This is a genomic window from Burkholderia sp. BCC0506 (genome assembly GCF_902833145.1).
Taxonomy (GTDB): domain Bacteria; phylum Pseudomonadota; class Gammaproteobacteria; order Burkholderiales; family Burkholderiaceae; genus Burkholderia.
In genome coordinates this window covers 173860-195020 of sequence record NZ_CADFEN010000012.1, presented here as the reverse complement: position 1 = coordinate 195020, position 21161 = coordinate 173860, and the positions used below count along the sequence as shown (strand labels likewise).

Annotated in this window: 20 protein-coding genes; 4 read left to right on the top strand and 16 right to left on the bottom strand. The window is 68.1% G+C overall.

Going from position 1 to position 21161, the window contains the following annotated elements:
* Nucleotides 1-6 precede the first annotated feature (6 nt).
* From HWX62_RS25885 to flhD, 11 genes are all read right to left on the bottom strand, one after another.
* A complete protein-coding gene (locus tag HWX62_RS25885) occupies nt 7-1098 on the bottom strand; it encodes a chemotaxis response regulator protein-glutamate methylesterase (protein ID WP_279610480.1) in 1092 nt (363 codons plus the stop codon).
* On the bottom strand, nt 1095-1823 hold the full coding sequence (cheD, locus tag HWX62_RS25880; protein WP_175930895.1) for a chemoreceptor glutamine deamidase CheD: 729 nt from the start codon (nt 1821-1823) through the stop codon (nt 1095-1097). Before cheD ends, HWX62_RS25885 begins: the two co-directional genes overlap by 4 nt.
* The gene (locus tag HWX62_RS25875) at nt 1820-2812 is read right to left on the bottom strand and encodes a CheR family methyltransferase (RefSeq protein ID WP_175930896.1); all 993 of its coding nucleotides are present in this window, start codon (nt 2810-2812) and stop codon (nt 1820-1822) included. Before HWX62_RS25875 ends, cheD begins: the two co-directional genes overlap by 4 nt.
* 3 nt (nt 2813-2815) lie before the next feature.
* Nucleotides 2816-4774: a methyl-accepting chemotaxis protein gene (locus HWX62_RS25870; RefSeq protein WP_175930897.1), complete on the bottom strand. Its 1959-nt coding sequence runs from the start codon at nt 4772-4774 to the stop codon at nt 2816-2818.
* Nucleotides 4775-4811: 37 nt separating this feature from the next.
* Entirely contained in the window at nt 4812-5327 is a 516-nt protein-coding gene (cheW, locus tag HWX62_RS25865; RefSeq protein ID WP_059578098.1) for a chemotaxis protein CheW, read from the bottom strand.
* Between the two features lie 48 nt (nt 5328-5375).
* Entirely contained in the window at nt 5376-7649 is a 2274-nt protein-coding gene (gene cheA, locus HWX62_RS25860) for a chemotaxis protein CheA (RefSeq protein ID WP_175930898.1), read from the bottom strand.
* A gap of 33 nt (nt 7650-7682) precedes the next feature.
* Nucleotides 7683-8060 carry a response regulator gene (locus HWX62_RS25855; protein WP_124484107.1) on the bottom strand — a complete coding sequence of 126 codons (378 nt, stop codon included), beginning with the start codon at nt 8058-8060 and terminating at the stop codon, nt 7683-7685.
* Between the two features lie 24 nt (nt 8061-8084).
* Entirely contained in the window at nt 8085-9104 is a 1020-nt protein-coding gene (gene motB / locus HWX62_RS25850; RefSeq protein WP_175930899.1) for a flagellar motor protein MotB, read from the bottom strand.
* Between the two features lie 13 nt (nt 9105-9117).
* Nucleotides 9118-9978, bottom strand: coding sequence for a flagellar motor stator protein MotA (gene motA, locus HWX62_RS25845; protein WP_175930900.1), 861 nt, complete (start codon nt 9976-9978; stop codon nt 9118-9120).
* 180 nt (nt 9979-10158) lie between these two features.
* On the bottom strand, nt 10159-10713 hold the full coding sequence (flhC, locus tag HWX62_RS25840) for a flagellar transcriptional regulator FlhC (protein ID WP_175930901.1): 555 nt from the start codon (nt 10711-10713) through the stop codon (nt 10159-10161).
* A gap of 92 nt (nt 10714-10805) precedes the next feature.
* A complete protein-coding gene (gene flhD / locus HWX62_RS25835) occupies nt 10806-11126 on the bottom strand; it encodes a flagellar transcriptional regulator FlhD (protein WP_011350590.1) in 321 nt (106 codons plus the stop codon).
* Between the two features lie 662 nt (nt 11127-11788).
* On the opposite strand from flhD, the gene HWX62_RS25830 reads away from it, so the two are divergent.
* Nucleotides 11789-12853: a glycosyltransferase family 4 protein gene (locus HWX62_RS25830; protein WP_175930903.1), complete on the top strand. Its 1065-nt coding sequence runs from the start codon at nt 11789-11791 to the stop codon at nt 12851-12853.
* 103 nt (nt 12854-12956) lie between these two features.
* Here the strand turns inward: HWX62_RS25830 and HWX62_RS25825 are convergent, their stop codons facing one another.
* Nucleotides 12957-13253, bottom strand: a complete 297-nt coding sequence (locus HWX62_RS25825) for an H-NS histone family protein (RefSeq protein WP_006489320.1) — start codon at nt 13251-13253, stop codon at nt 12957-12959.
* A gap of 300 nt (nt 13254-13553) precedes the next feature.
* Here HWX62_RS25825 and aqpZ point away from each other — a divergent pair, with 300 nt between their 5' ends.
* The gene (gene aqpZ / locus HWX62_RS25820; RefSeq protein ID WP_175930904.1) at nt 13554-14294 is read left to right on the top strand and encodes an aquaporin Z; all 741 of its coding nucleotides are present in this window, start codon (nt 13554-13556) and stop codon (nt 14292-14294) included.
* A gap of 131 nt (nt 14295-14425) precedes the next feature.
* Here the strand turns inward: aqpZ and HWX62_RS25815 are convergent, their stop codons facing one another.
* Together HWX62_RS25815 and HWX62_RS25810 are read right to left on the bottom strand one after the other, a co-directional pair.
* Nucleotides 14426-15250 (bottom strand): Cof-type HAD-IIB family hydrolase, encoded by an 825-nt coding sequence (locus HWX62_RS25815; protein ID WP_175930905.1) that lies wholly within the window; start codon nt 15248-15250, stop codon nt 14426-14428.
* Nucleotides 15251-15413: 163 nt separating this feature from the next.
* Nucleotides 15414-16295 carry a BadF/BadG/BcrA/BcrD ATPase family protein gene (locus tag HWX62_RS25810; protein WP_175930906.1) on the bottom strand — a complete coding sequence of 294 codons (882 nt, stop codon included), beginning with the start codon at nt 16293-16295 and terminating at the stop codon, nt 15414-15416.
* Between the two features lie 142 nt (nt 16296-16437).
* Here HWX62_RS25810 and HWX62_RS25805 point away from each other — a divergent pair, with 142 nt between their 5' ends.
* A complete protein-coding gene (locus HWX62_RS25805; RefSeq protein ID WP_175930907.1) occupies nt 16438-17040 on the top strand; it encodes a DNA-3-methyladenine glycosylase I in 603 nt (200 codons plus the stop codon).
* 90 nt (nt 17041-17130) lie between these two features.
* On the opposite strand, the gene HWX62_RS25800 is transcribed toward HWX62_RS25805, so the two are convergent.
* Nucleotides 17131-18366 carry a PepSY-associated TM helix domain-containing protein gene (locus HWX62_RS25800; protein ID WP_175930908.1) on the bottom strand — a complete coding sequence of 412 codons (1236 nt, stop codon included), beginning with the start codon at nt 18364-18366 and terminating at the stop codon, nt 17131-17133.
* Between the two features lie 229 nt (nt 18367-18595).
* Between HWX62_RS25800 and HWX62_RS25795 the strand changes: the two genes are divergently transcribed.
* Nucleotides 18596-20719: a TonB-dependent receptor gene (locus HWX62_RS25795; RefSeq protein ID WP_175930909.1), complete on the top strand. Its 2124-nt coding sequence runs from the start codon at nt 18596-18598 to the stop codon at nt 20717-20719.
* Between the two features lie 160 nt (nt 20720-20879).
* Here the strand turns inward: HWX62_RS25795 and rpsU are convergent, their stop codons facing one another.
* The gene (gene rpsU, locus HWX62_RS25790; protein WP_006401410.1) at nt 20880-21092 is read right to left on the bottom strand and encodes a 30S ribosomal protein S21; all 213 of its coding nucleotides are present in this window, start codon (nt 21090-21092) and stop codon (nt 20880-20882) included.
* Between the last annotated feature and the right edge of the window lie 69 nt (nt 21093-21161).

The window sequence follows — 21161 nt, the reverse complement described above, 5'->3', positions numbered from 1 at the left end:
TTCCATTCACACGCGCTGCACGCGGTCGCCCATCGTCGCCAGGCGCGCCATCACGCGGCGGCTCATGTCGGCGAGCGGCGCGATCTCGTCCGCGCCGCCGAGCGCGATCGCCTCGCGCGGCATCCCGAACACGATGCAGCTCGCCTCGTCCTGCGCGAACGTGTGCGCGCCCGCGCGTTTCATTTCCAGCAGGCCGGCCGCACCGTCGCGGCCCATCCCGGTGAGGATCACGCCGATCGCGTTCTTGCCCGCGTGCGTCGCCGCCGAGCGGAACAGCACGTCGACCGACGGGCGGTGCCGGTTCACCGGCGGCTCGTCCGACAGTTGCGCAATATAGTTCGCGCCGCTTCGCGCGAGCAACAGGTGCGCGTGGCCCGGCGCGATGTACGCATGGCCGGGCAGCACGCGCTCGCCGTGCTCGGCTTCCTTCACCGCGATCCGGCACAGGCCGTTCAGGCGCTGCGCGAACGATCGCGTGAAGCCCGGCGGCATGTGCTGCGCGATCAGCACGGCCGGCGCATCCGGCGGCAGCGGCGTCAGCACTTCGCGGATCGCCTCGGTGCCGCCCGTCGACGCGCCGATGATGATCAGCTTCTCGGTACTGACGAGCGGGTTGTTGATCATCGGCGCGGCCGCGGCGCTGTCGGCCGTGCGGGCGGCGGCCTGCGGCTGCGGCGCCTGGCGCACGCGCGCGCGCGACGCCGCGCGGATCTTGTCGGCGAGCTTCTCCGCGTAGTCGAGCATCCCGTCGCGAATCCCGACGCGCGGCTTCGTGACGAAATCCACCGCGCCGAGCTCGAGCGCGCGCAGCGTGATTTCCGAGCCGCGCTCGGTCAGCGACGACACCATCACGACCGGCATCGGCCGCAGGCGCATCAGCTTCTCGAGGAAGTCGAGCCCGTCCATGCGCGGCATTTCGACGTCGAGCGTGAGCACGTCGGGATTGTGCTGCTTGATGAGCTCGCGCGCGACGAGCGGATCGGGCGCGGTCGCGCACACCGTCATGTCGGGCTGGCTGTTGATGATCTCGGTCATCAGGCTGCGGATCAGCGCCGAATCGTCGACGCACAACACTTTGATCTTCTGCACTGCGGTCAGGCCTCCTGCTTTCTTGATAGGTTCGCTGCGTGCGCGCTCCCGGCGCCCGGCGCGGCGCCGCGCGCGCCGAACAGCTCGATGCGCGGGCGCGCCGGCTGCGGCGCGGCAGGCCGCTTCGCGGCGAACAGTTCGACCTGCGCGCGGGTCCGTGCGGCGCGCAGGCGATCGGCCTCGCGCGCGAGCGCGGCTTCGCGCTCGGTCACGCCCGGCACCTGCAGCCGCAGCTTCTTCACCATCGCGCGCCCGCTGTGCGGCATGAACGCGACCTTGCGCGGATGCACGCCCTGCAGGTCTTCCGCGGTGATGCGGATGCGCTCGAGCGCGAGATAGCGGCGCACGAAATCCGCGTTGCGATCGCCGATGTTGATCGTCGTCATCCCGGCCAGCACGGCCGCGCCGCCGAACACCTTCGCCTCGATGCGCTCGCGGCGCGAACCGGCCTTGATCAGCTCGTTGATCAGCACTTCCATCGCATACGCGCCGTAGCGCATCGATTCCGACGCGGCCGCGCCCGGATCGGCGCCGTCGTCCGGCAGCATGAAGTGGTTCATCCCGCCGATGCCCGCGTACGGGTCGTGCAGGCACGCGGCGACGCACGAGCCGAGCACGGTCATCAGCACCATGTCCTCGGCCGTCGTGTAGAACTCGTTCGGCAGCAGCTTCACGCCGGGGCGCTCGAAGTGGTTGTCGAAGTAGCGATTGGTCGCGATCGGCAGTGCGCTCATCCGCGCTCTCCATGGGCGGACGCGCCGCCCGCGGCCCGCGCGCGCACGGGCGACGGCATCGCGGCCGCCACGCTCGCCGGCGTGCCGCGCGGCCGCGCACCGTGCGCGGCGTCGCGCGTGAGCTCGTACACCGTCTGTCCGCGCAGCCGGAACGCCTGCGTCACGTACGTGAAGTTCTCCGAATGGCCGGCGAACAGCAGCCCGCCCGGCTTCACGAGCGGCTCGAAGCGCGACAGCACCTGCCCCTGCGTCGGCTTGTCGAAATAGATCATCACGTTGCGGCAGAAGATCGCGTCGAACGGCTTCGCGATCCCGTAGTCCGCATCGGTCAGGTTCAACTGCTCGAAGCGGATCATCGCGCGCAGCTCCGGGCGCACCTTCACGCGGCCGGCCTGCGCGCCCGTGCCCTTCAGGAAGAAGCGCTTCAGCCGCTCCGGCGACAGGTGCTTGACCTGGTCGTACGTATAGATGCCGGCTTCCGCCTTCGCGAGCACCTGCGTGTCGAGGTCGGTCGCGAGGATCGACGCGCCGCGCGCGGCCGTCTCGCCGAGCGCCTCGATCAGCGTGATCGCGATCGAATACGGCTCCTCGCCGGTCGACGCCGCCGAGCACCATATCGATACCGGCGCCGGCCGCGCCTTCACGAACTCGGAGAGGATCGGGAAATGATGCGACTCGCGGAAGAACGCGGTCAGGTTCGTCGTCAGCGCGTTGGTGAACGCTTCCCACTCGAGCGGATCGTCTTCCTGCTCGAGCAGGTCGAGGTAGTCGCGAAACGTGTCGAGGCCGCGCGCGCGCAGCCGGCGCGCGAGACGGCTGTAGGCCATGTCGCGCTTGTGCTCGGACAGCGAAATGCCCGCGCGTTGGTGGATCAGCGCGCGGATGCGTGCGAAATCCGCGCCGGTGAACGCGAAGTCGCGCCCCGGCTCGCCCGCGCGAGGCGAGGCATCCGGTGCATCGGGTCGAAACGGCGCGCGCGCGTGCTGCATGGCTTAGAAGGTCTCCCAGTCGTCGTCGGACGTACCGGCCGCCGCCAGCGCCGGCTTCTCGCCGTTCAGCGCCGGGCGCACGAGCGCGGCCTTCGCGGCCGGCTTGTCCGCCGGTGCGGCGGTCTTGGCCAGTCGCGGGCCGTAGCCGCCCGCGGCGGCGGCGCCCCGGGAAGCCGGCGCATCCTTCTGCGGGCGCGACGCGGCATCGGCCGCATGCCTGGGCTCGTGGTCGGCGCCCGCGGCAGCCGCGCGCGACGCCGCGGCAGCGCGCCGCGCCGCCGGCTGGGCCGCAGCCTGCGGCGCCGGCAGTGCGGCGACCGGCGTGTCGTGGCGCGCGCCCGACGGCAGCGCCGCCGGTTCGTGCGCGACCGGCCGCGCGACGCTGCGCGCCGGCGCGAGCGCGATGCCGCCCGCGACGCGCCAGCCCGACACGATCGCCTTCATCTGGCGCGTCTGCTCCTCGAGCGACGCGGCCGCGGCGGCCGCCTGCTCGACGAGCGCCGCGTTCTGCTGCGTGACCGCATCCATCTGGCCGACCGCGCGGTTGACCTGTTCGATGCCGGTCGACTGCTCGTCGGACGCGGCGCTGATCTCGCCCATGATGTCGGTCACGCGGCGCACGGCCTGCACGATCTCGTCCATCGTCGAGCCGGCGCGCGCGACGAGCGCCGACCCGCTGTCGACCTTCTCGGCCGAATCGCCGATCAGCTGCTTGATTTCCTTCGCGGCGCTCGCGCTGCGCTGCGCGAGCGAGCGCACCTCGCCCGCGACCACCGCGAAGCCGCGGCCCTGCTCGCCGGCCCGCGCCGCTTCGACGGCCGCGTTCAGCGCGAGGATGTTGGTCTGGAACGCGATGCCTTCGATCGTGCCGATGATGTCGACGACCTTGCCCGAGCTCGCCGCGATGTCCTGCATCGTCGACACGACCTGACCGACCACCTCGCCGCCCTGCGTCGCGATGTCCGATGCGTTCACCGCGAGCTGGCTCGCCTGCCGCGCGTTCTCCGCGTTCTGCCGCACGGTGCCCGTCAGCTGCTCCATGCTCGACGCGGTTTCCTGCAGCGACGCGGCCTGCTCCTCGGTGCGCTGCGACAGGTCGATGTTGCCGGTCGCGATCTCGCGCGCGCCGACGTCGATCGACTCGGTGCCGCGATGCACGGCCTGCACCATCGTCGTGACGGCGTCCTGCATCCGCTTGATGCCGCCGAACAGGCGGCCGATCTCGTTCGTGCTGAACACGCTCACCGGCTGCGTGAGGTCGCCGCCGGCGATGCGCTCGAAGTGTGCGATCGCGTCCTCGAGCGGCTTGACGATCAGCCCGCGCAGCGCGAAGCGGATCGCGATCACGACGACGAACGCGATCGCGATGCCGGCCGCGATCAGCGCGACCATCATCGAGATCCGCGACTGCGTCTCGGCCTGACGGGCTTCCGCGCGCTGCTGCAGCGCCGCGATCACGGCCGCCGCCGTCTGGTCGAACGCGACGAACATCGGGCTGATCTTCGTATCCGCGATCGCGTGGTACGCGGCCATGTCGCCCGCGCGCGCCGCGGCGAATTCGGGCTCGACGCCTTCCTTCACGATCGTCGTGTAGCGTGCGCCGAGCTCGTCGACGAGCGCCTGCTCGACGCCGAGCTTCGGCGTCGACTGGAACGCCTGCCAGTTCTGGTTCGACTTCGTATACAGCTCCTGCGCGCGGTCGAGCACCTTCGCCGCGTCGGCCGCATTGCCGGCTTCGGTCAGCGTGCGGAAGCGATCGAGCGCCACGCGCGAGCGCAGCAGGTACGCGGCCGTGTCGTCGAGCGCGTGGAGCGCCGGCAGGTCGACGTGCGCGATCTCGTCGAGCGCGCGGCTCGCATGATTCAGCGCGTAGAGGCCGAGCCCGCCGACCGCGGCGGTCAGGCACACGAGGATGAGTCCGACCGCCGTGAGCGTCGTGCGGATCGACCAGTTATGCAACATTGCAGATTCTCCCGAAATTGCTGCGCGCGCCGCGCGCTTACCCGCCGAGTGTCTCGATCAGCGCCATTTCACGGCTCGACATCAGCTTCTCGATGTCCATCAGGATCAGCATCCGGCCGTCGACCGTGCCGAGACCCGTCAGGTACTCGGTCGTCAGCGTCGCGCCGAATTCCGGCGCCGGCATGATCTGGTCGGTCTGCAGCGTCAGCACGTCCGACACGCCGTCGACCACCATCCCGACCACGCGGTTCGACACGTTCAGGATGATCACGACGGTCTGGTGGTCGTACTCGACGCGGCCGAGGTGGAACTTGATCCGCATGTCGACGATCGGCACGATGATCCCGCGCAGGTTGATCACGCCCTTGATGAACTCGGGCGCGTTCGCGATGCGCGTGACGCTGTCGTAGCCGCGGATTTCCTGCACCTTCAGGATGTCGATCCCGTATTCCTCGTCGCCGAGCGTGAAGACGAGGAACTCCTGGCCCGTCGCGTCGCCGTGTTCGGCGTCGCGGCGGCTCGTGGCCGCGTTCGCCGCGGCCGGATTGATCATTTGAACTTCAGCGGACACGTTTGCCCCCAATCGGTTGAATGGCGAGAGTCAGAAGATCGCGAGCTCGGCGCCGGCACGGGCGCCGTGCGTCGCACGGGTTTCGCGGTTCAGCGCCGCGACGTCGACGATCAGCGCGACGCTGCCGTCGCCCAGGATAGTCGCCGCCGAGATGCCGTGCACCTTGCGGTAGTTGGTCTCGAGGTTCTTCACGACGACCTGCTGCTGGCCGACCAGCTCGTCGATCAGCATCGCGAAGCGGCGCCCCTCGGTTTCCATGATCGTGACGATCCCCTGCGTCGGGTCGGTGCGCGCGTCCTCGACCGAGAACACCTCGTGCAGCGCGACGAGCGGCAGGTATTCGCCGCGCACGCGCACCACGCGCTCGCCGTTGCCGACGGTGTAGATGTCGTCGGTCGACGGCTGCAGCGACTCCATCACGAAGTTCAGCGGCAGGATGAAGATCTCGCTGCCCACCTTCACCGACATCCCGTCGAGGATCGCGAGCGTGAGCGGCAGCACGATCCGCGTGGTCGTGCCGCGGCCGGCCAGCGACGTGATCTCGACGTGGCCGCCCATCGACTGGATGTTGCGCTTCACGACGTCCATCCCGACGCCGCGGCCCGACACGTCGGTCACCGTCTCGGCGGTCGAGAAGCCCGGCGCGAAAATCAGCTGCCAGACTTCGTCGTCGCTGATGTTCTCGGCGATCTGCATGCCCTGCTTCGCGGCCTTCGCGAGGATCCGCTCGCGATTCAGGCCCGCGCCGTCGTCGCTCACCTCGATCACGATGTTGCCGCCGTGATGCGCGGCCGACAGCACGAGCTGGCCGACCGCGTCCTTGCCCGCGGCCACGCGCTTGTCGACGGTTTCGATCCCGTGGTCGAGGCTGTTGCGCACCAGGTGCGTGAGCGGATCGATGATCCGTTCGATCAGGCTCTTGTCGAGCTCGGTCGCCTGGCCGAACGTGACCAGCTCGACCTGCTTGCCGAGCTTGCCGGCGAGGTCGCGCACGAGCCGCGGGAAGCGGCTGAACACGTAGTCCATCGGCATCATGCGGATCGACATCACCGCTTCCTGCAGGTCGCGCGCATTGCGCTCGAGCTGCGCCATCCCGTTGAACAGGCGGTCGTGCAGCGCCGGATCGAACGCGCTCGCGGTCTCGGCCAGCATCGCCTGCGTGATCACCAGTTCGCCGACGAGGTTGATCAGCTGGTCGACCTTCTCGACGCCGACGCGGATCGAGCTGCCTTCGGCCCCTGCGGCGGCTGCGGCGGCCGGGCGCGCACGCTTGTCGTCGTGATGCGCGGCGGCGGCCGGCGCCGCGTGTTCGGGCGGCTGCGGTTGAGCGGGGTGCTGCGGCTGCGCGGCGGGTGCTGCGGCTGCGGCTGCAGGTGCGGTTGCGGCCGGCTCGGGCTGAGCCGGTGCCGGCGCGGCCGGTTGCGGTGCGGCTGGCTGCGGCGCGACCACCTCGACGCGCGCGGGTTGCGCGGCGGTCGACTCGGCCGCGGCGGCGTCCTGCGCGGCGGCCGGCGCCGGCTGCGCGGCTGGCGCCGTGCCGCGCGCGACGCGGATCTGGCTTTCGTCGATCACGAAGCAGCACACGGCGACGATGTCGTCGGACGGCACGTCCGATTCGACCCACAGCGACAGGTCGGCGCCCGCTTCCTCGCGCGCGACGATCCGGCCGAGGTTGCCGAGTTCTTCGGTGAGCAGCGCCTGGTCCTTCGCGTCGACGCCCACCAGCGTGATCTTCAGGTGCGGGCCGCCGGCGGCGGCCGCCGGATGCGCGGCCGCGACGGCCTGCTCGACCACATGGTCGGGGGCACGATCGCCGGCGGCGGGCTCGGCAGCGGGAGCCGCCGTTGCGGCAACCGGCGCCACGACGGCGGCGACCGGCGCAGGCTCGGCCGCGGCAGCAGGCGTAGCCGCGCCGCTTTCGGCCTTCAGCCGTTCGAGCTTCGCGCAGATCGCCGCGGCGGCGGCCGCGTCCGGCTCGGCGCTCGCGCGGTAGTCGACGAGCTGGTCGGACAGCACGTCCTTCGTTTCCAGGAACGCGTCGACCATTTCCTTGGTCAGCGTCAGCTCATGGTTGCGCGCACGGTCGAGTAGCGATTCGAGGATGTGCGTCGTATCGGTCAGCGCGGAAAAGCCGAACGTCGCCGCGCCGCCCTTGATCGAATGCGCGGCGCGGAAGATCGCCGCCAGATCCTCGGGATCGGGCGCATCGACGTCGAGGTTCAGCAGCAGTTGCTCCATCTGCGCGAGCAGCTCGTCCGCTTCGTCGAAAAAGGTCTGGTAGAACTGAGTGATGTCGAGAGTCATGCCCGGTCACCGGTTGAATTCGTCGCGTTCATGTCAGGAGGCAGCCGGCTCGGACAGCGTCGCGACCAGCTCGACCAGCACGCCCGGGTCGATCGGCTTTTCGATCCAGCCGGTCGCGCCCGCGTCGCGCGCGGCGTCCTTGAACGCGTCGCTGCCTTCGGTCGTCAGCACGAGGATCGGCGTGTCCGCGTACGCGCTCAGCTTGCGCAGCGCCGCGATCACCTCGAGCCCGCTCTTGCGCGGCATGTTCTGGTCCGTCAGCACCAGGTCGTACGGGGCCGTCGCCGCCATGTCGAAGCCGGCTTCGCCGTCCGGCGCCACCGTCACGTCGTAGCCGGCCTGTGCAAGCGTCGCCTGCAGCAGCGCACGCATGGTCGCGGAGTCGTCGATGGCGAGAATGGTTCGGATCATGTCTGTCTCGGAATCTTGGAAACGTCAGGGTTTCGGCGCCACGGCGACGGCGCTCGCCACGACCGGACGCACCGCCGGCGCCGAGCCGCCGAGCTGCTGCGCGAGCAGCTTCGAGCCGGCCGCGTCGGCGGACAGCGTCGTCGTCGTCGCGTCGTCGCGCATCAGCGCTTCTTCGGATTTGCGATTCAGCACGATCACGCTGATCCGGCGGTTTTCCGGATCGAGCGGATCGGCCTTGTTCAGGTTCTGCGTCGACGCGAGGCCCAGCACGCGCAGCACTTTCGCCTCGTCCATGCCGCCGGAGATCAGCTCGCGGCGCGACGCGTTCGCGCGATCGGCCGACAGCTCCCAGTTGCTGTAGCCGCCCTCGCCGCCCGCGTACGGCACGGCATCGGTGTGGCCCTGGACGATGATCCGGTTCGGCACGTCGTTCAGCGTCTTGCCGATCTCGCGCAGGATGTCGCGCATGTACGGCTCGACGCGATCGCTCGACATCGCGAACATCGGCCGCTTCTGCGTATCGACGATCTCGATGCGCAGCCCCATCAGCGTCGAATCGATGCGGATCTGCTGCTTGAACTGGCGCAGCGTCGGGTTGGCCTCGATCGCGGCCATCAGCTTGATCTGCAGGTCATGCAGGCGCGTCTGCTCGAGCCGGTCCTGCGCGCCCTGCGCCTGCGACCGGGAATTCTCGTCGCCGGCCTTCGCGAGGCGCTCGGCGAGCGACGTCGTGCCGTCGGTGCGGCGCAGCGTGCCGGCGTCGGTGCTCGACAGGTCGCGGCCGCCGCCGTTGATGATGCTGGCGTCCTGCGAGCTGCGGTCGCCGCTGCCGAGAATCGCGGCCTTCAGCGGCATGTTGAAGTATTCGGCGATCCCCTTGAGCTGCACCGGCGTGACCGAGCTCAGCAGCCACATCAGCAGGAAGAACGCCATCATCGCGGTCATGAAGTCCGCGTACGCGAGCTTCCATGCGCCGCCGTGGTGGCCCTTCTTCGCCGGGGCCACCCGCTTGACGACGATCGCGCGATCCTTGCTCTTGCTCATCGGGCGCTCCGCATCACTTCGCCTTCACGCGGCGCACGTGCTCTTCGAGCTCGGAGAACGACGGGCGCTCGGTCGAGAACAGCACCTTGCGGCCGAACTCCACCGCGATCGCGGGTGCATAGCCGTTCAGCGTCGCGAGGATCGTCACCTTGATGCACTGGAACATCTTGGTCGACTCGGCGACGCGCTGCTCCGCGAGGCTCGCGAGCGGCCCGATCAGCCCGTACGACAGCAGGATCCCGAGGAACGTGCCGACCAGCGCCTGCGCGATCATCGCGCCGAGCACCGCGGGCGGCTTGTCGGCCGAGGCCATCGTGTGCACGACGCCCATCACGGCCGCGACGATGCCGAACGCCGGCATCGCGTCGCCGACGCGCATCAGCGCGTGCGCCGGGCCCTCGCCTTCCGCGTGGTGCGTCTCGATCTCCTCGTCCATCAGGCTTTCGATCTCGAACGCGTTCATGTTGCCGCCGACCATCAGGCGCAGGTAGTCGGTCAGGAATTCGACGATGTGGTGATCGGCGAGGATCTTCGGGTATTGCGTGAAGATCGGGCTCTTTTCCGGATCGTCGATGTCGGCCTCGAGCGTCAGCGTGCCTTCCTTGCGCGCCTTCGCGAGCAGCACGTAAAGCAGCGCCATCAGCTCCATATAGACATCCTTCGTGTATTTGGAGCCCTTGAAGAGCGTCGGCAGCACGCGCAGCGTGGCCTTGATGGTCTTGCCGCCGTTGCCGAGGATGAACGCGCCGACGCCGGCGCCCGCGATCATCAGGATCTCGACGGGCTGGATCAAGGCGCCCAGATGCCCGCCTGCCAGCGCATAACCGCCGAAGACGGACAACAGCGTCACGAGTGTTCCCACGATAATCAGCACTGCCTGTCCCTCACGAAAGACCGGCGGGGAGACCGCCGTTAAACAGGTTTACGGCAGTCGGCAGGAAAACTTTCGCGGCCGCCCGGCGGCGGCCCGACGGTGTTTACCAGCAATGCGCAGACGATTCGCGCGGCCCGCGGGCGTCGCGCGTGCGCCGCTCGCGCCCCGCCCGGCCGGCGCTCAGGCCGCGGCGGCGGCCAGTTCGGCGCGCGCGGCGGCGGCCTTGCGGGTCTTGCCGGCGCGCGACGGCGGCTGGCACAGGCCGCACACGAAACCTTGATGCGGATCATGCGCATGCGCGACGAAATGGCCGCCGCAGCGCGTGCACGGCGTCATCTGCAGCATCCCCGAATCGAAGAAGCGCACCAGCGTCCACGCCCGCGTGAGGCTCAGCGCGGCCTCGTCGCCGGACAGGTTCACGTGCTCCAGATACAGCCGGTACGCCTTCACGATCGCCTGGATCGGCTCGCAGCGGCCGTGGTCCTGCATGAACCGGTAGATGTTGTAGAACAGCGACGAGTGGATGTTCGGCTGCCACGTCATGAACCAGTCGGTCGAGAACGGCAGCATCCCCTTCGGCGGCGACACGCCCTTCAGTTCCTTGTACAGCTTGATCAGGCGGTCGCGCGACAGGCTCGTCTCCGCCTCCAGCAGTTGCAGCCGGGCGCCCAGTTCGATCAGTTCGATGGCGAGGGTGATTTCCTTCACCTCGATCACGACGCTTTTGCTTGCCATGGTGATAACCGTCCGCTTGACGTTATTCGAGTGAATGGCCAATACGCCGCCGGCCGGCGCGACACGCCGGGACAGACGCAAGGCGGGATGGATCAGCGGACGCCTTCGACCTGCTGCCCGGCCATCAGGATGGCCGAGTGGGCATGCGCGACGACGTCGCTGCGGCCCTTGTCGGCGAGCGACGACAGCAGCGCGTGATCATCGAAGCGGAAGCGGCACAGCATCTGGTTGGACGCGGCCAGTTTCACGGTCTGGGCGAGCGTGAGGTTGGCGAGCACGTCGGCGAGTTCCTGGGAAATGCCCATGCGGAACATGCCCATCGCCTTGTCTTCCCGCAGCAGTCGCTGCGCGAGGAGGAGGTACGACAGGTTGACCTCTTTGATCTCACTGAGCATTTCGCTGGTAGCGCTCATGATTCCCCCGTAAAAAAGCTTTGCTTTGGCCATTCATGTTATGAAAACGTTTGCTCGATCAGTGCGCACCGGGCGCTCAGTCGGCTCGTTTATAGTCTTACAGGGCGAATTTTGGCCAAACGGGATTTATGTCGGTATCAGCGAAGTGGCGTATGCCGTGCAGGATTTGTCTGTAAACCGTGTAGGAATTTTTCCGACAAGGCGAATTGAAAGGGAAGCGGAAAAACGGGTTGCAACGCGGATTCGGTTGCGACGGGCCCGATGGCCGCCGCGCTCGTGGCGGAAGGCTTGCCGGCAGGGCTGCCGACAATCGGATCGGTAAAAATTATAGTGGTTTTTCACGATAGCGCAACAATAGTTGTGGCCATCTCGATTCACGATTCCGCGCCCTTTTTCTCGGGGTTTTTGCGTATTTCATCGTGTAACAAGCCTTAAGTGTTTGAAAAAACACTCGAACCCCTCAGGGCGATATCGATAATGAACTCCAATGGGCGGCGGCGCGAGCCGTGCCGGCCCGCCCCGCAGCTTGCCGCCGGGCGCCTCGCGCACCCGCCCAGGGCCCGGCCACGTACCGCCAACCGCGTGCGTCGGCAAGTTCCGCAACCTTGTACGGGATCCGCACCGGCGCCGTGGCGCCGTCGGATCGACACAGGAGAACCTCCATGCGAATTGCCCAGATCGCGCCGCTTTACGAAGCCGTCCCGCCGAAACTCTACGGCGGCACCGAGCGTGTCGTGTCGTACCTCACCGAGGCGCTCGTCGAACTCGGCCATGACGTGACGCTGTTCGCCAGCGGCGACTCCGTCACGTCGGCCCGTCTCGAGGCGGCGTGGCCGCGCGCGCTGCGGCTCGACCCGTCGGTCCGCGATTCGATGGCGCCCCATATGCGGCTCCTCGAGCAGGTCGCCCGGGCCGCGCACGAATTCGACGTGCTGCACTTCCACCTCGACTACCTGCCGTTCCCGCTGATGTCGCGCCTCGACACACCGTACTTGACGACGCTGCACGGCCGCCTCGACCTGCCGGAGCTGCAGCCCGTGTTCGACGCGTTCCCGAACTCGCCGGTCGTGTCGATCTCGAACAACCAGCGCAAGCCGCTGCCGCAGGCCGCGTGGGCCGGCACCGTGTACCACGGCCTGCCCGACACGCTGCTCACGCCGCAACCGGACGTGAAGCCCGAATACCTGGCGTTCCTCGGCCGGATCTGTCCCGAAAAGCGTGTCGACACCGCGATCCGCATCGCCGCGCAAAGCGGGCTGCCGCTGAAGATCGCCGCGAAGGTCGACAAGGCCGACGCCGACTACTTCAAGGAAGTGATCGAGCCGCTGCTCGGCCAGGCGCACGTCGAATTCATCGGCGAGATCAACGAAGCGCAAAAGCCCGCGTTCCTGTCCGGCGCGAAGGCGCTGCTGTTCCCGATCGACTGGCCGGAGCCGTTCGGCCTGGTGATGATCGAGGCGATGGCCTGCGGCACGCCGGTCGTCGCGTTCAACCGCGGCTCGGTGCCGGAAGTGATCGAGGACGGCGTGACCGGCTTCATCGTCGAGGACGTGCAGGGCGCGGTCGGCGCGCTGCACCGGATCGACAGCCTGTCGCGCACCGCGATCCGCGAGCGTTTCGATACGCGTTTCAGCTCGAAGGCGATGGCGCAGCGTTACGTCGAGACGTACGAATCGCTTTGCGCGGCCACCAAGCAACCGGCATTGCGCCGGGTCGCGCTCGCCTGACACGGAAATCCGCCGGGAAATACGCCGTAAAAACCGCGCCGAAATCGGCGCGTAAAACGAAAGAGCCGCATCGACGATGCGGCTCTTGCTATTCGGCTTTCGGTCATTCGATCAGGAAACGATCGCGGTTTTTGCCGACGATCCAATTCGGCGGCTTGCCACGCCCGCTCCAGGTTGCACCCGACTTCGGATCGCGGTATTTCGGCGGCAACGGCGCCTTCTTCGGCGGACGGCCGCGCCGCGCTCGCTCCGCGAAGCCGAGATCCTGGGCCGTCAGCCCATATTCGGCGATCATTCGCTGGACATCGGCGATCACCGCTGCCACTTCCTGGCGGCGCACGTCGTCCGCCTGGGCTTGCAGATCGGCGATCTGCGCCTTGAGTTTCGCGTATTGAGACATTTTTCGACTCCCCTTTTTCGATGATGCGGCCCCGGCGAATCCGGCCGGGACACCAACATCCGTTACGTCATCCGCACTGCCGCCCTGCCCTTCGAAATTAATGCTGCCATCTTTAACCGAATCAGCTATATCGAGAATGCGGACTTATTCTAATAAAAGGCATTCGTCAGCCATTCAAATTTAACAATCGTTTACCCTCCCGGACCCGATTCATTTCCTATAATCCAGACCAATTCCGGGCGGCGGAATAATTCCGTTGCGTCGTCCGGGGTCTTCAACTCACTTGAACGAGGTCCTTAGATGAATCTTTCTCAGCGTCTCGCTGCAGAGGTATTCGGCACGTTCTGGCTGGTGCTCGGCGGGTGCGGAAGCGCCGTGCTGGCTGCCGCCTTTCCGGGCCTCGGCATCGGCTTTGCCGGCGTCGCACTCGCCTTCGGCCTGACCGTGCTGACGATGGCATTCGCAATCGGCCACATCTCGGGTTGCCACCTGAACCCGGCGGTGAGCGTCGGCCTGACGGTCGCCGGCCGCTTCCCGGCACGCGATCTCGCGCCGTACGTCGTCGCGCAGGTCGTCGGCGCCACGCTCGGTGCGTTCGTGCTGTACCTGATCGCAACCGGCAAGCCGGGTTTCGACGTGGTCGGCAGCGGCTTCGCGACGAACGGCTTCGGCGATCGCTCGCCCGGCCACTACTCGCTCGGCGCGGCGTTCATCTGCGAAGTCGTGATGACGGGCTTCTTCCTGTTCGTGATTCTCGGCGCGACCGACAAGCGCGCACCGGCCGGCTTCGCGCCGATCGCGATCGGCCTGTGCCTGACGCTGATCCACCTGATCTCGATTCCGGTCACCAACACGTCGGTGAACCCGGCGCGCTCGACCGGCCCGGCGCTGTTCGTGGGCGGCGACGCGATCGGCCAGCTCTGGCTGTTCTGGGTTGCACCGCTGATCGGTGCGGTACTCGCAGGGATCATCTACCCGCTGGTCGCCGGGCGTGACAATGCCGTCGACCTTCTGCCGGCATCCGCTCGCACAAGCGAATAAAACACTACGGGGTCAAGCGAGCAGAGCAGCGAGCCTCACGCTGTCGAAGAACATCGAGGCAGGCAATTTCGACGGGCGCCGCTGGCGCCCGTTTTTCATTTCCGCGCGACGCGCGCGCCCGGCGCGGGCGCTTACGACGCGACGACGTCGTCTTCCAGCGAGAACAGCGTGCGCAGGTGGCGGGCGACGCCCGCGTCGAAGTTGTTGCCGATCCGCGGAATGTGCGGCAGACGCGCCACCAGGTCGGGGTTCGCGTTGTTCATCATGAACGCATGGCCGGCGGTTTCGAGCAGGTCGATGTCGTTCATGTTGTCGCCGAACGCGATGCAGTGGCCGGCATCGACGCCGAGCCGCGCGAGCACCGTGCGCAGCGCGCGCCCCTTCGACACGTTCGCGGTCATCACTTCGAGGCAGTCCGGCAGCGAGTAGGTGACGTACAGCGCATCGCCGAACTGCATGCGCATCTGCTCGGCGACGACCGCCAGATCGGCCGGTTCGCCGATATACAGCACCTTCGCGATATCCGCGCCGTCGTGCGCGGCCATGTCGATCACGTCGTACCGGAAGCCCGAATCCTGGTGGAATTCGAGCAGGTGCGGCGCTTCGCGGTCGATCAGCCAGCCGTCGTTGGTAAACAGGTTGACGATCACGCGACCGTGCGCGCCGACGACTTGCGGCCGCACGAGGCTGCGAACGATCGCCGCGTCGATGTCCTGTGCGTGGATCGCCGTGTCGTCCGGCGCATGCACGCGCGCGCCGTTCGACGTGATCAGGTACGGCCGGATGCCGAGTACGTCGCGAATGCCGGCGACGTCCGCGTAGTGACGCCCCGTCGCGATCACGAACTGCACGCCGTCGCGGTCGAGCCGGCGAACGGTATCGATCGTGTACGGGTCGAGCTGGTGGTCGCTGTTCAGCAGCGTACCGTCGAGATCGGTGGCGATGACTTTGTACATGGGACGGGAAAGTGGCGCGTCGGGCACGGAGGAAGCGTCATTTTAACGTCGCGCCCGGCAGCGCGCCCGGCCGTTGCCGGCCAGGCGGCGCCTGCGGTACTGCTGCGACGCGGCATCCACCGTGCGCGCCGCCCACCTTCAGCCGCGCCGCCTTCAGCTACTGTCAGCCGCCTTCCGCCGCCCGCAACGCCTGGAGCGCGAGCCGCAACGCGCCATGCGCCGAATCGTCGAGCGGCGCGCGCAGCCGTGCGGCGTGCCGCGCCGGCACGGCCGGCGCGAGCGCATCCGCCAGCCCGCCGCACAGCGCGACCGGCAGCGCCTGCTGCGGATCGAGCGCGTCGATCATCTTGCCGATCTCGTCGCCGGCCTGCGCGATCAGCGCGCTCGCGACCGAATGCGCGCGGTGCGCGAACACGATCGGCGCGAGACGCGCGTAGATCGTCTGGTTCGCATCGCACGACCACTGGACGAGCGCGTCGCGATCCTGTGCGCCCGTTTCCGCGAGCAGGGCCGCGGCGAACGCGTCGCGCGGCACGCGGCCGTCGAGCGCCTGTTGCGCATAGGCGAGCGCGCGCACGCCGAGCCACGCGCCGCTCGCCTCGTCGCCGGACGGAAAGCCGAAGCCGCCCGCGATCCGGCACGCGCCCGCCGCGTCGAGCGCCGCCGCGATGCTGCCGGTACCCAGCGCGACGATGAGCCCCGGCGCGCCGCCGTGCGCGCCGACGACGGTCGTGTATGCGTCGCTCTCGATCGCGAGCGCACCGAGCGGTGCCTGCGCGCGAAATGCGGCGAGCCATGCCGCGTTGTTGACGCCGGCGAGCCCGCAACCGAGTGCGCATTGCGACCAGTCGAACGCGAGGCCGGCCTGCGTGAACGCGTCCGCGCAGGCTGCACCGATCGACGCCCATGCCCGCTCGATGCCGAGACCGAGCCCGGACGGGCCGCCGCGCCCCTGCGCCAGCTCGCGCCCGTGCCGGTCGGCCAGCACCGCGCGTGTGCCCGTGCCGCCGCCGTCGATACCGATCGCAAAAAGTAATGCCGCCATGCCTTCATCCCGCTGATTCGAACAGGCGCCAAGCTTAACCGGATCGGCGCCGCGCGCCCATCTGCCGTTCGGCCGGCTATCCCGCGAAAAGGGCTTCCGCTATGCTGGCGCGATCGAATCGACACTGAAAACGAGGCAGACGATGTCGCAGCGGTGCAACTGGGTCAAGACGGAAGCGGACGCTCACTATCACGATACCGAGTGGGGCGTGCCGTCGCACGACGATCGCCACCTGTTCGAAATGCTGATCCTGGAAGGCGCGCAGGCCGGGCTGTCGTGGTCGACGATCCTGAACAAGCGCGCGGGTTATCGCGAAGCGTTCGCCGATTTCGACGTCGATGCCGTCGCGCGCTTCACACCCAAACGCATCGAGAAATTGCTGGAGAACCCGGGCATCGTACGCAACCGCGCAAAGGTCGAATCGGCGGTCGTCAACGCGCGTGCGGTGCAGCGTATCCGCGAAGAGCACGGGTCGCTCGCCGCGTTCCTGTGGTCGTTCGTCGACAATACGCCAGTCCAGAATGCGTGGCGGTCGTACCGCGACGCGCCCGCGTCGACCGAGCAGTCCGACGCGCTCAGCAAGGCGCTGAAGGCGTACGGCTGCAAGTTCGTCGGCTCGACGATCTGCTATGCGCTGATGCAGGCGACCGGCATGGTCAACGATCACGAAACCGGCTGCCCGTGTCACGCGCAATGCGCGGCGCTCGGCGGCAAGCAGCCGGCCCGCCGGCGCAAGGCAGGCTGACGGCGCAGCCGCCAGGTCCCAGTCGGTGCAGCGCCGCTGCCCTGCTGCGGTTGCACTGCCCAGTTGCCGCGTGCTGCGCGCCGCTGGCCCTTACCGCGCGGTGCGCGACGAGGCCGGCACGACCGGCCGCGCGCGCCGCGCTGCCTGCCCGCGTGCGCTGCGCTTCTTCACCCAGATGCAGACGCCCGTCACGCTCAGCATCGCGATCACGATGCCGAGCACGCTCACGGCGACGCGTCCGGCCACGCCGGCGATCCGCCCCGAATGCAGCGGAAACTGCGCCTGCATGAACAGGTCGCCGGCCGAACCGCGGCCCGGTACCTGCGCCGCGACGGGCTGGCCGGTCACCGCATTCCAGTACAGCCACGCATTGCCGAGCCCGACGTCGCCGTGGTCGTTGCCGGGCGTGAAGAACCCCACCGCATAGGCGTTCATCGCCGGCGCGAACAGCAGCGCGCCCGGCGGCGCGGCAATTCCCGCGTCGCGGCCGGCCGAGCGGGCGATCTCGACGATCCGCTCGCGCGGCAGCACGTGACTGCCGGGCGGGGCCGGCGGGAAATGCTCGGGATTCGTGTAAGGCGTCTCGGCGAGCGGCGACACCAGCGAGACCAGCGGGCGCACGACGGGAACGGCGAGGTTCATCGAGATCGACGTGACCGCCACGACCAGCAGCAGCCCCCACACCCACACGCCGCCCGAGCGGTGCAGGTCGAACACGAGCGGATAGCCGCCGCGCTGCACGCGAAACGCGAACGACTTGCGCCAGCTCTTCAGGTTCGGAAACGCGAGCACGAGCGCGATCAGGCTGTCGACCGCCCATACGATGCCGACGACGCCCATCACCCAGAACCCGAAGTTGATCCCGCCGTACACGGGCAGGAACAGCGAATAGTGCAGCCGGTAGATGAACGGCATCAGGTCGATCCGCGCGAGCGACAGCGCGCCCCATTCGCGGCGGCCCTGCACCGCGCCGGTCGCGGGGTCGACGGCGATCTGGCTGAAACCGAGCGCGTACGGCTGGCCGGTCGCCGGATCGGTACGCGGCGTCACGCCGGCCTGCAGCGTGCGCCCCGGTTCGACCGCGAGCGGCAGATAGGTCACCTGCACGCGCGGATCGGCGGCCTCGATGCGCGCCGCGAGTTCGAGCGGCGCAAGCGGCGCCGCGCCGCTGCGCGCGAGATAGAAATCCGGGTTCAGCGCCGCGTCGAGCTCGTGGTCCCACGCGATCAGCGCGCCGGTGAGCCCCGCGACGAACAGGAACAGCGCGGTGGCGAGCCCGAACCAGCGGTGCAGGCGGACGAGGAACGGTCGCAGGAACGCATTCATCGCGTGCGCAGCGAATGGGAAGCGGGCCGGCGCGAGCGGCGGCCCCGATTCGACGGGAGGCAGTTCATCTGATGTCGGGTGCCGCGCGGCGGTCAGCCGACCCCGTCTGGCGAGGCCGGATGCCCTTGTACGCGGCATGGAATTGTTGCGCGGTCGGCGGGTTTTGATACGATGCGCGACATTTTAACGCAATGCGAATGATTCTTACTTGCATTTTTACTCACTCGCCATGACCGTCCGTCTCGCCCGCCCTCCCGTCCGCCCCCGCCGCGCGGCCGCCGCCCTCGCCTGCCTTGCCGCCTCGCTCGCGCATGCGGATGATTCGCCCGGCGACGCCGCGGTGCTGCCTGCCCTCACCATCACGGCCGCGCACGATTCGCCGCAACACTTGACCGACACGATGTCGACCGGTGCGCTCGGCGCGCGCCGCCAGCTCGACACGCCGTTCTCGACGACCATCGTCACGTCGGAAGAACTCGAGGCGCGTCAGCCGTACAAGCTCGGCGACGTGTTCGCGAACGACGCGTCGGTATCCGACAACAGCGGCGCCTACAGCGCCTGGGCCAGCTACATGACCGTGCGCGGCATGCAGCTCGACTGGCAGAACGGCTACAAGATCGACGGGCTGCCGTTCGTCACGTACGGCATCACGATGCCGTACGAGCAGCTCGAGCGCGTCGAGCTGCTGAAGGGGCTCGGCGGTTTCCTGTACGGCTTCGTGACGCCGGGCGGCGTCGTCAACTACGTGACGAAGCAGCCCGGCGCCGAGCCGGTGCGCAGCGTCGATATCGGCTACCGCAGCACCAACGTGTGGACCGAGCACGTCGATCTCGGCCAGCGCTTCGGGCCGGGCAACATGTTCGGCGCGCGGCTGAATGCGACGCACGAGGAAGGCAAGACGTACAACGACGGCAACATCCGCCGCGACAGCGTGTCGCTCGCGCTGCAGGCGAATCTGACGCGCGACCTGTCGGTGTCGTTCGGCGCGCTGTACCAGGAACGCCGCACGACCGGCCAGACGCCGTCGATCTTCACCGGCAGCTATCCGGGCGGCGCGTTGCCCGCCACGATCAGCGGCGGCTCGACGAATCTGGGCGGCAAGGACCAGTACCTGAACACGAACCTCCAGCTCTATACGGCCGGGCTGCAATACCAGCTCGCGCCCGACTGGCAGCTCGACGTCGCGTACAGCTACAGCAAGGCGACGCGCCGGCGCAACGAAAGCACGCTGTACCTGCAGGATGCGGCCGGCAACTACACCGACAGCCGCTACGTCGGCATGGAGGATCACCGCTTCAGCCAGTGGCGCGCGATGGTCGACGGCAAGGTGCGCACGGGCCCGTTCAGCCACCAGATCGTGCTCGGCGCGTCGTGGCAGAAGCAGGCGAACGACTATTCGGCGAACAGCGTCTTCGTGCCGCTCGGCGCCGGCAACCTCTACGCACCGAATCCGTACCGCTACGAGAGTCCGCACGGCTTCATCCAGTACCGCACGAGCGAGATCGTGCAGAAATCGCTGTTCGCGAGCGACACCGTGCAGTTGACCGAGCGCTGGTCGGTGCTGGCCGGCGTGCGCTACATGAACTACGAGCAGCGCGCATTCCAGCCAAGCGGCGCGGAGGATCCCGGCTACCGCCAGAACGGCGTGGTGACGCCGACTTTCGCGGTGATGTTCAAGCTCGCGCCGACGACCACCGCGTACGCCAGCTACGCCGAATCGCTCGAGCCGGGCAGCCGCGTGAACGATGTCTACGCGAACGCGGGCCAGGTGCTCAAGCCGCTGCGCAGCAAGCAGTACGAGCTCGGGATCAAGAGCGAGCACGCGCGCTGGAGCGCGACGGCCGCGCTGTTCCGCATCGAGCGCAGCGCCGAATACGCGAATGCCGCGAACGTCTACGTGCAGGACGGCGAATCGATCATTCAGGGGATCGAGGTGGGCGCGCGCGCGAAATTCGGCGCGCACTGGAACGCGGGCGTCGACGCGATGCTGCTCGATTCGTGGTACGCGAACGGAATCGGCAACAACGGCAACCGGGTTGCCGGCGCGCCACGCTTCGTGCTCGCCGGCGAAGTCGGCTATGCGGTGCCCGGCGTGCCGGGGCTGACGCTCGGCGTCGACGCGAAATTCACCGGCGCGACGCCGCTGCGCGCGGCCGGCGGTCTCGACGCGCCGGGCTTTCTCGTCGTCAACGCGGGCGCGCGCTACCTGACGCGGGTCGGCCGCCACGACGTGACGCTGCGCGCATCGATCGACAACGTGCTGAACCGTCGTTACTGGGAATACCAGTACGCGGACTACGTGAAACCGGGCGACCCGCGCACGGTGAGCCTGAGCGCGAAGATCGACTTCTGAACGCCGCGCTCGGCGGCTGCATACGCCGGCCTCCGGCCGGAAACACCGCGCGGCCCGTCGGCCGTCGCGGCCCCGGATTTTCCCGGCCCCAAAAGCAAAACGGCGGAGCGGCCTCTTTCGAGGCACACTCCGCCGTTTCGCGGCGAACCGTCAGATGCTCTTAGTGGAGCTTCTTCGGCAGCATCTGGCTGCGCAGGCGCTTGTGCAGGCGCTTGACGGCTGCTGCCTTCTTGCGCTTGCGGACTGCGGTCGGCTTTTCGTAAGACTGGCGCTCACGCAGTTCAGCGATCAGGCCATTTTTTTCGATAGCGCGACGAAAGCGGCGAATCGCCACTTCGAACGGCTCGTTTTCTTTCAGAAGAATCGTCGTCATGTCGTTCCTAAATTGCTTAAACGGTCAAAAACGTAGCGGCCAAGCGCCACGCACCGGCCATCCGAGCGT

What these genes read in the sequence shown, in the direction of transcription:
- HWX62_RS25795 (WP_175930909.1), top strand. Translation starts at nt 18,596, where the DNA reads ATGACCGTCCGTCTCGCCCGCCCTCCCGTCCGCCCCCGCCGCGCGGCC.
- HWX62_RS25805 (WP_175930907.1), top strand. Translation starts at nt 16,438, where the DNA reads ATGTCGCAGCGGTGCAACTGGGTCAAGACGGAAGCGGACGCTCACTAT.
- HWX62_RS25815 (WP_175930905.1), bottom strand. Translation starts at nt 15,250, where the DNA reads ATGTACAAAGTCATCGCCACCGATCTCGACGGTACGCTGCTGAACAGC.
- HWX62_RS25830 (WP_175930903.1), top strand. Translation starts at nt 11,789, where the DNA reads ATGCGAATTGCCCAGATCGCGCCGCTTTACGAAGCCGTCCCGCCGAAA.
- HWX62_RS25855 (WP_124484107.1), bottom strand. Translation starts at nt 8,060, where the DNA reads ATGATCCGAACCATTCTCGCCATCGACGACTCCGCGACCATGCGTGCG.
- aqpZ (WP_175930904.1), top strand. Translation starts at nt 13,554, where the DNA reads ATGAATCTTTCTCAGCGTCTCGCTGCAGAGGTATTCGGCACGTTCTGG.
- motB (WP_175930899.1), bottom strand. Translation starts at nt 9,104, where the DNA reads ATGAGCAAGAGCAAGGATCGCGCGATCGTCGTCAAGCGGGTGGCCCCG.
- rpsU (WP_006401410.1), bottom strand. Translation starts at nt 21,092, where the DNA reads ATGACGACGATTCTTCTGAAAGAAAACGAGCCGTTCGAAGTGGCGATT.
- cheD (WP_175930895.1), bottom strand. Translation starts at nt 1,823, where the DNA reads ATGAGCGCACTGCCGATCGCGACCAATCGCTACTTCGACAACCACTTC.
- flhD (WP_011350590.1), bottom strand. Translation starts at nt 11,126, where the DNA reads ATGAGCGCTACCAGCGAAATGCTCAGTGAGATCAAAGAGGTCAACCTG.
- cheW (WP_059578098.1), bottom strand. Translation starts at nt 5,327, where the DNA reads ATGATCAATCCGGCCGCGGCGAACGCGGCCACGAGCCGCCGCGACGCC.
- HWX62_RS25810 (WP_175930906.1), bottom strand. Translation starts at nt 16,295, where the DNA reads ATGGCGGCATTACTTTTTGCGATCGGTATCGACGGCGGCGGCACGGGC.
- HWX62_RS25870 (WP_175930897.1), bottom strand. Translation starts at nt 4,774, where the DNA reads ATGTTGCATAACTGGTCGATCCGCACGACGCTCACGGCGGTCGGACTC.
- HWX62_RS25800 (WP_175930908.1), bottom strand. Translation starts at nt 18,366, where the DNA reads ATGAATGCGTTCCTGCGACCGTTCCTCGTCCGCCTGCACCGCTGGTTC.
- HWX62_RS25875 (WP_175930896.1), bottom strand. Translation starts at nt 2,812, where the DNA reads ATGCAGCACGCGCGCGCGCCGTTTCGACCCGATGCACCGGATGCCTCG.
- flhC (WP_175930901.1), bottom strand. Translation starts at nt 10,713, where the DNA reads ATGGCAAGCAAAAGCGTCGTGATCGAGGTGAAGGAAATCACCCTCGCC.
- HWX62_RS25825 (WP_006489320.1), bottom strand. Translation starts at nt 13,253, where the DNA reads ATGTCTCAATACGCGAAACTCAAGGCGCAGATCGCCGATCTGCAAGCC.
- cheA (WP_175930898.1), bottom strand. Translation starts at nt 7,649, where the DNA reads ATGACTCTCGACATCACTCAGTTCTACCAGACCTTTTTCGACGAAGCG.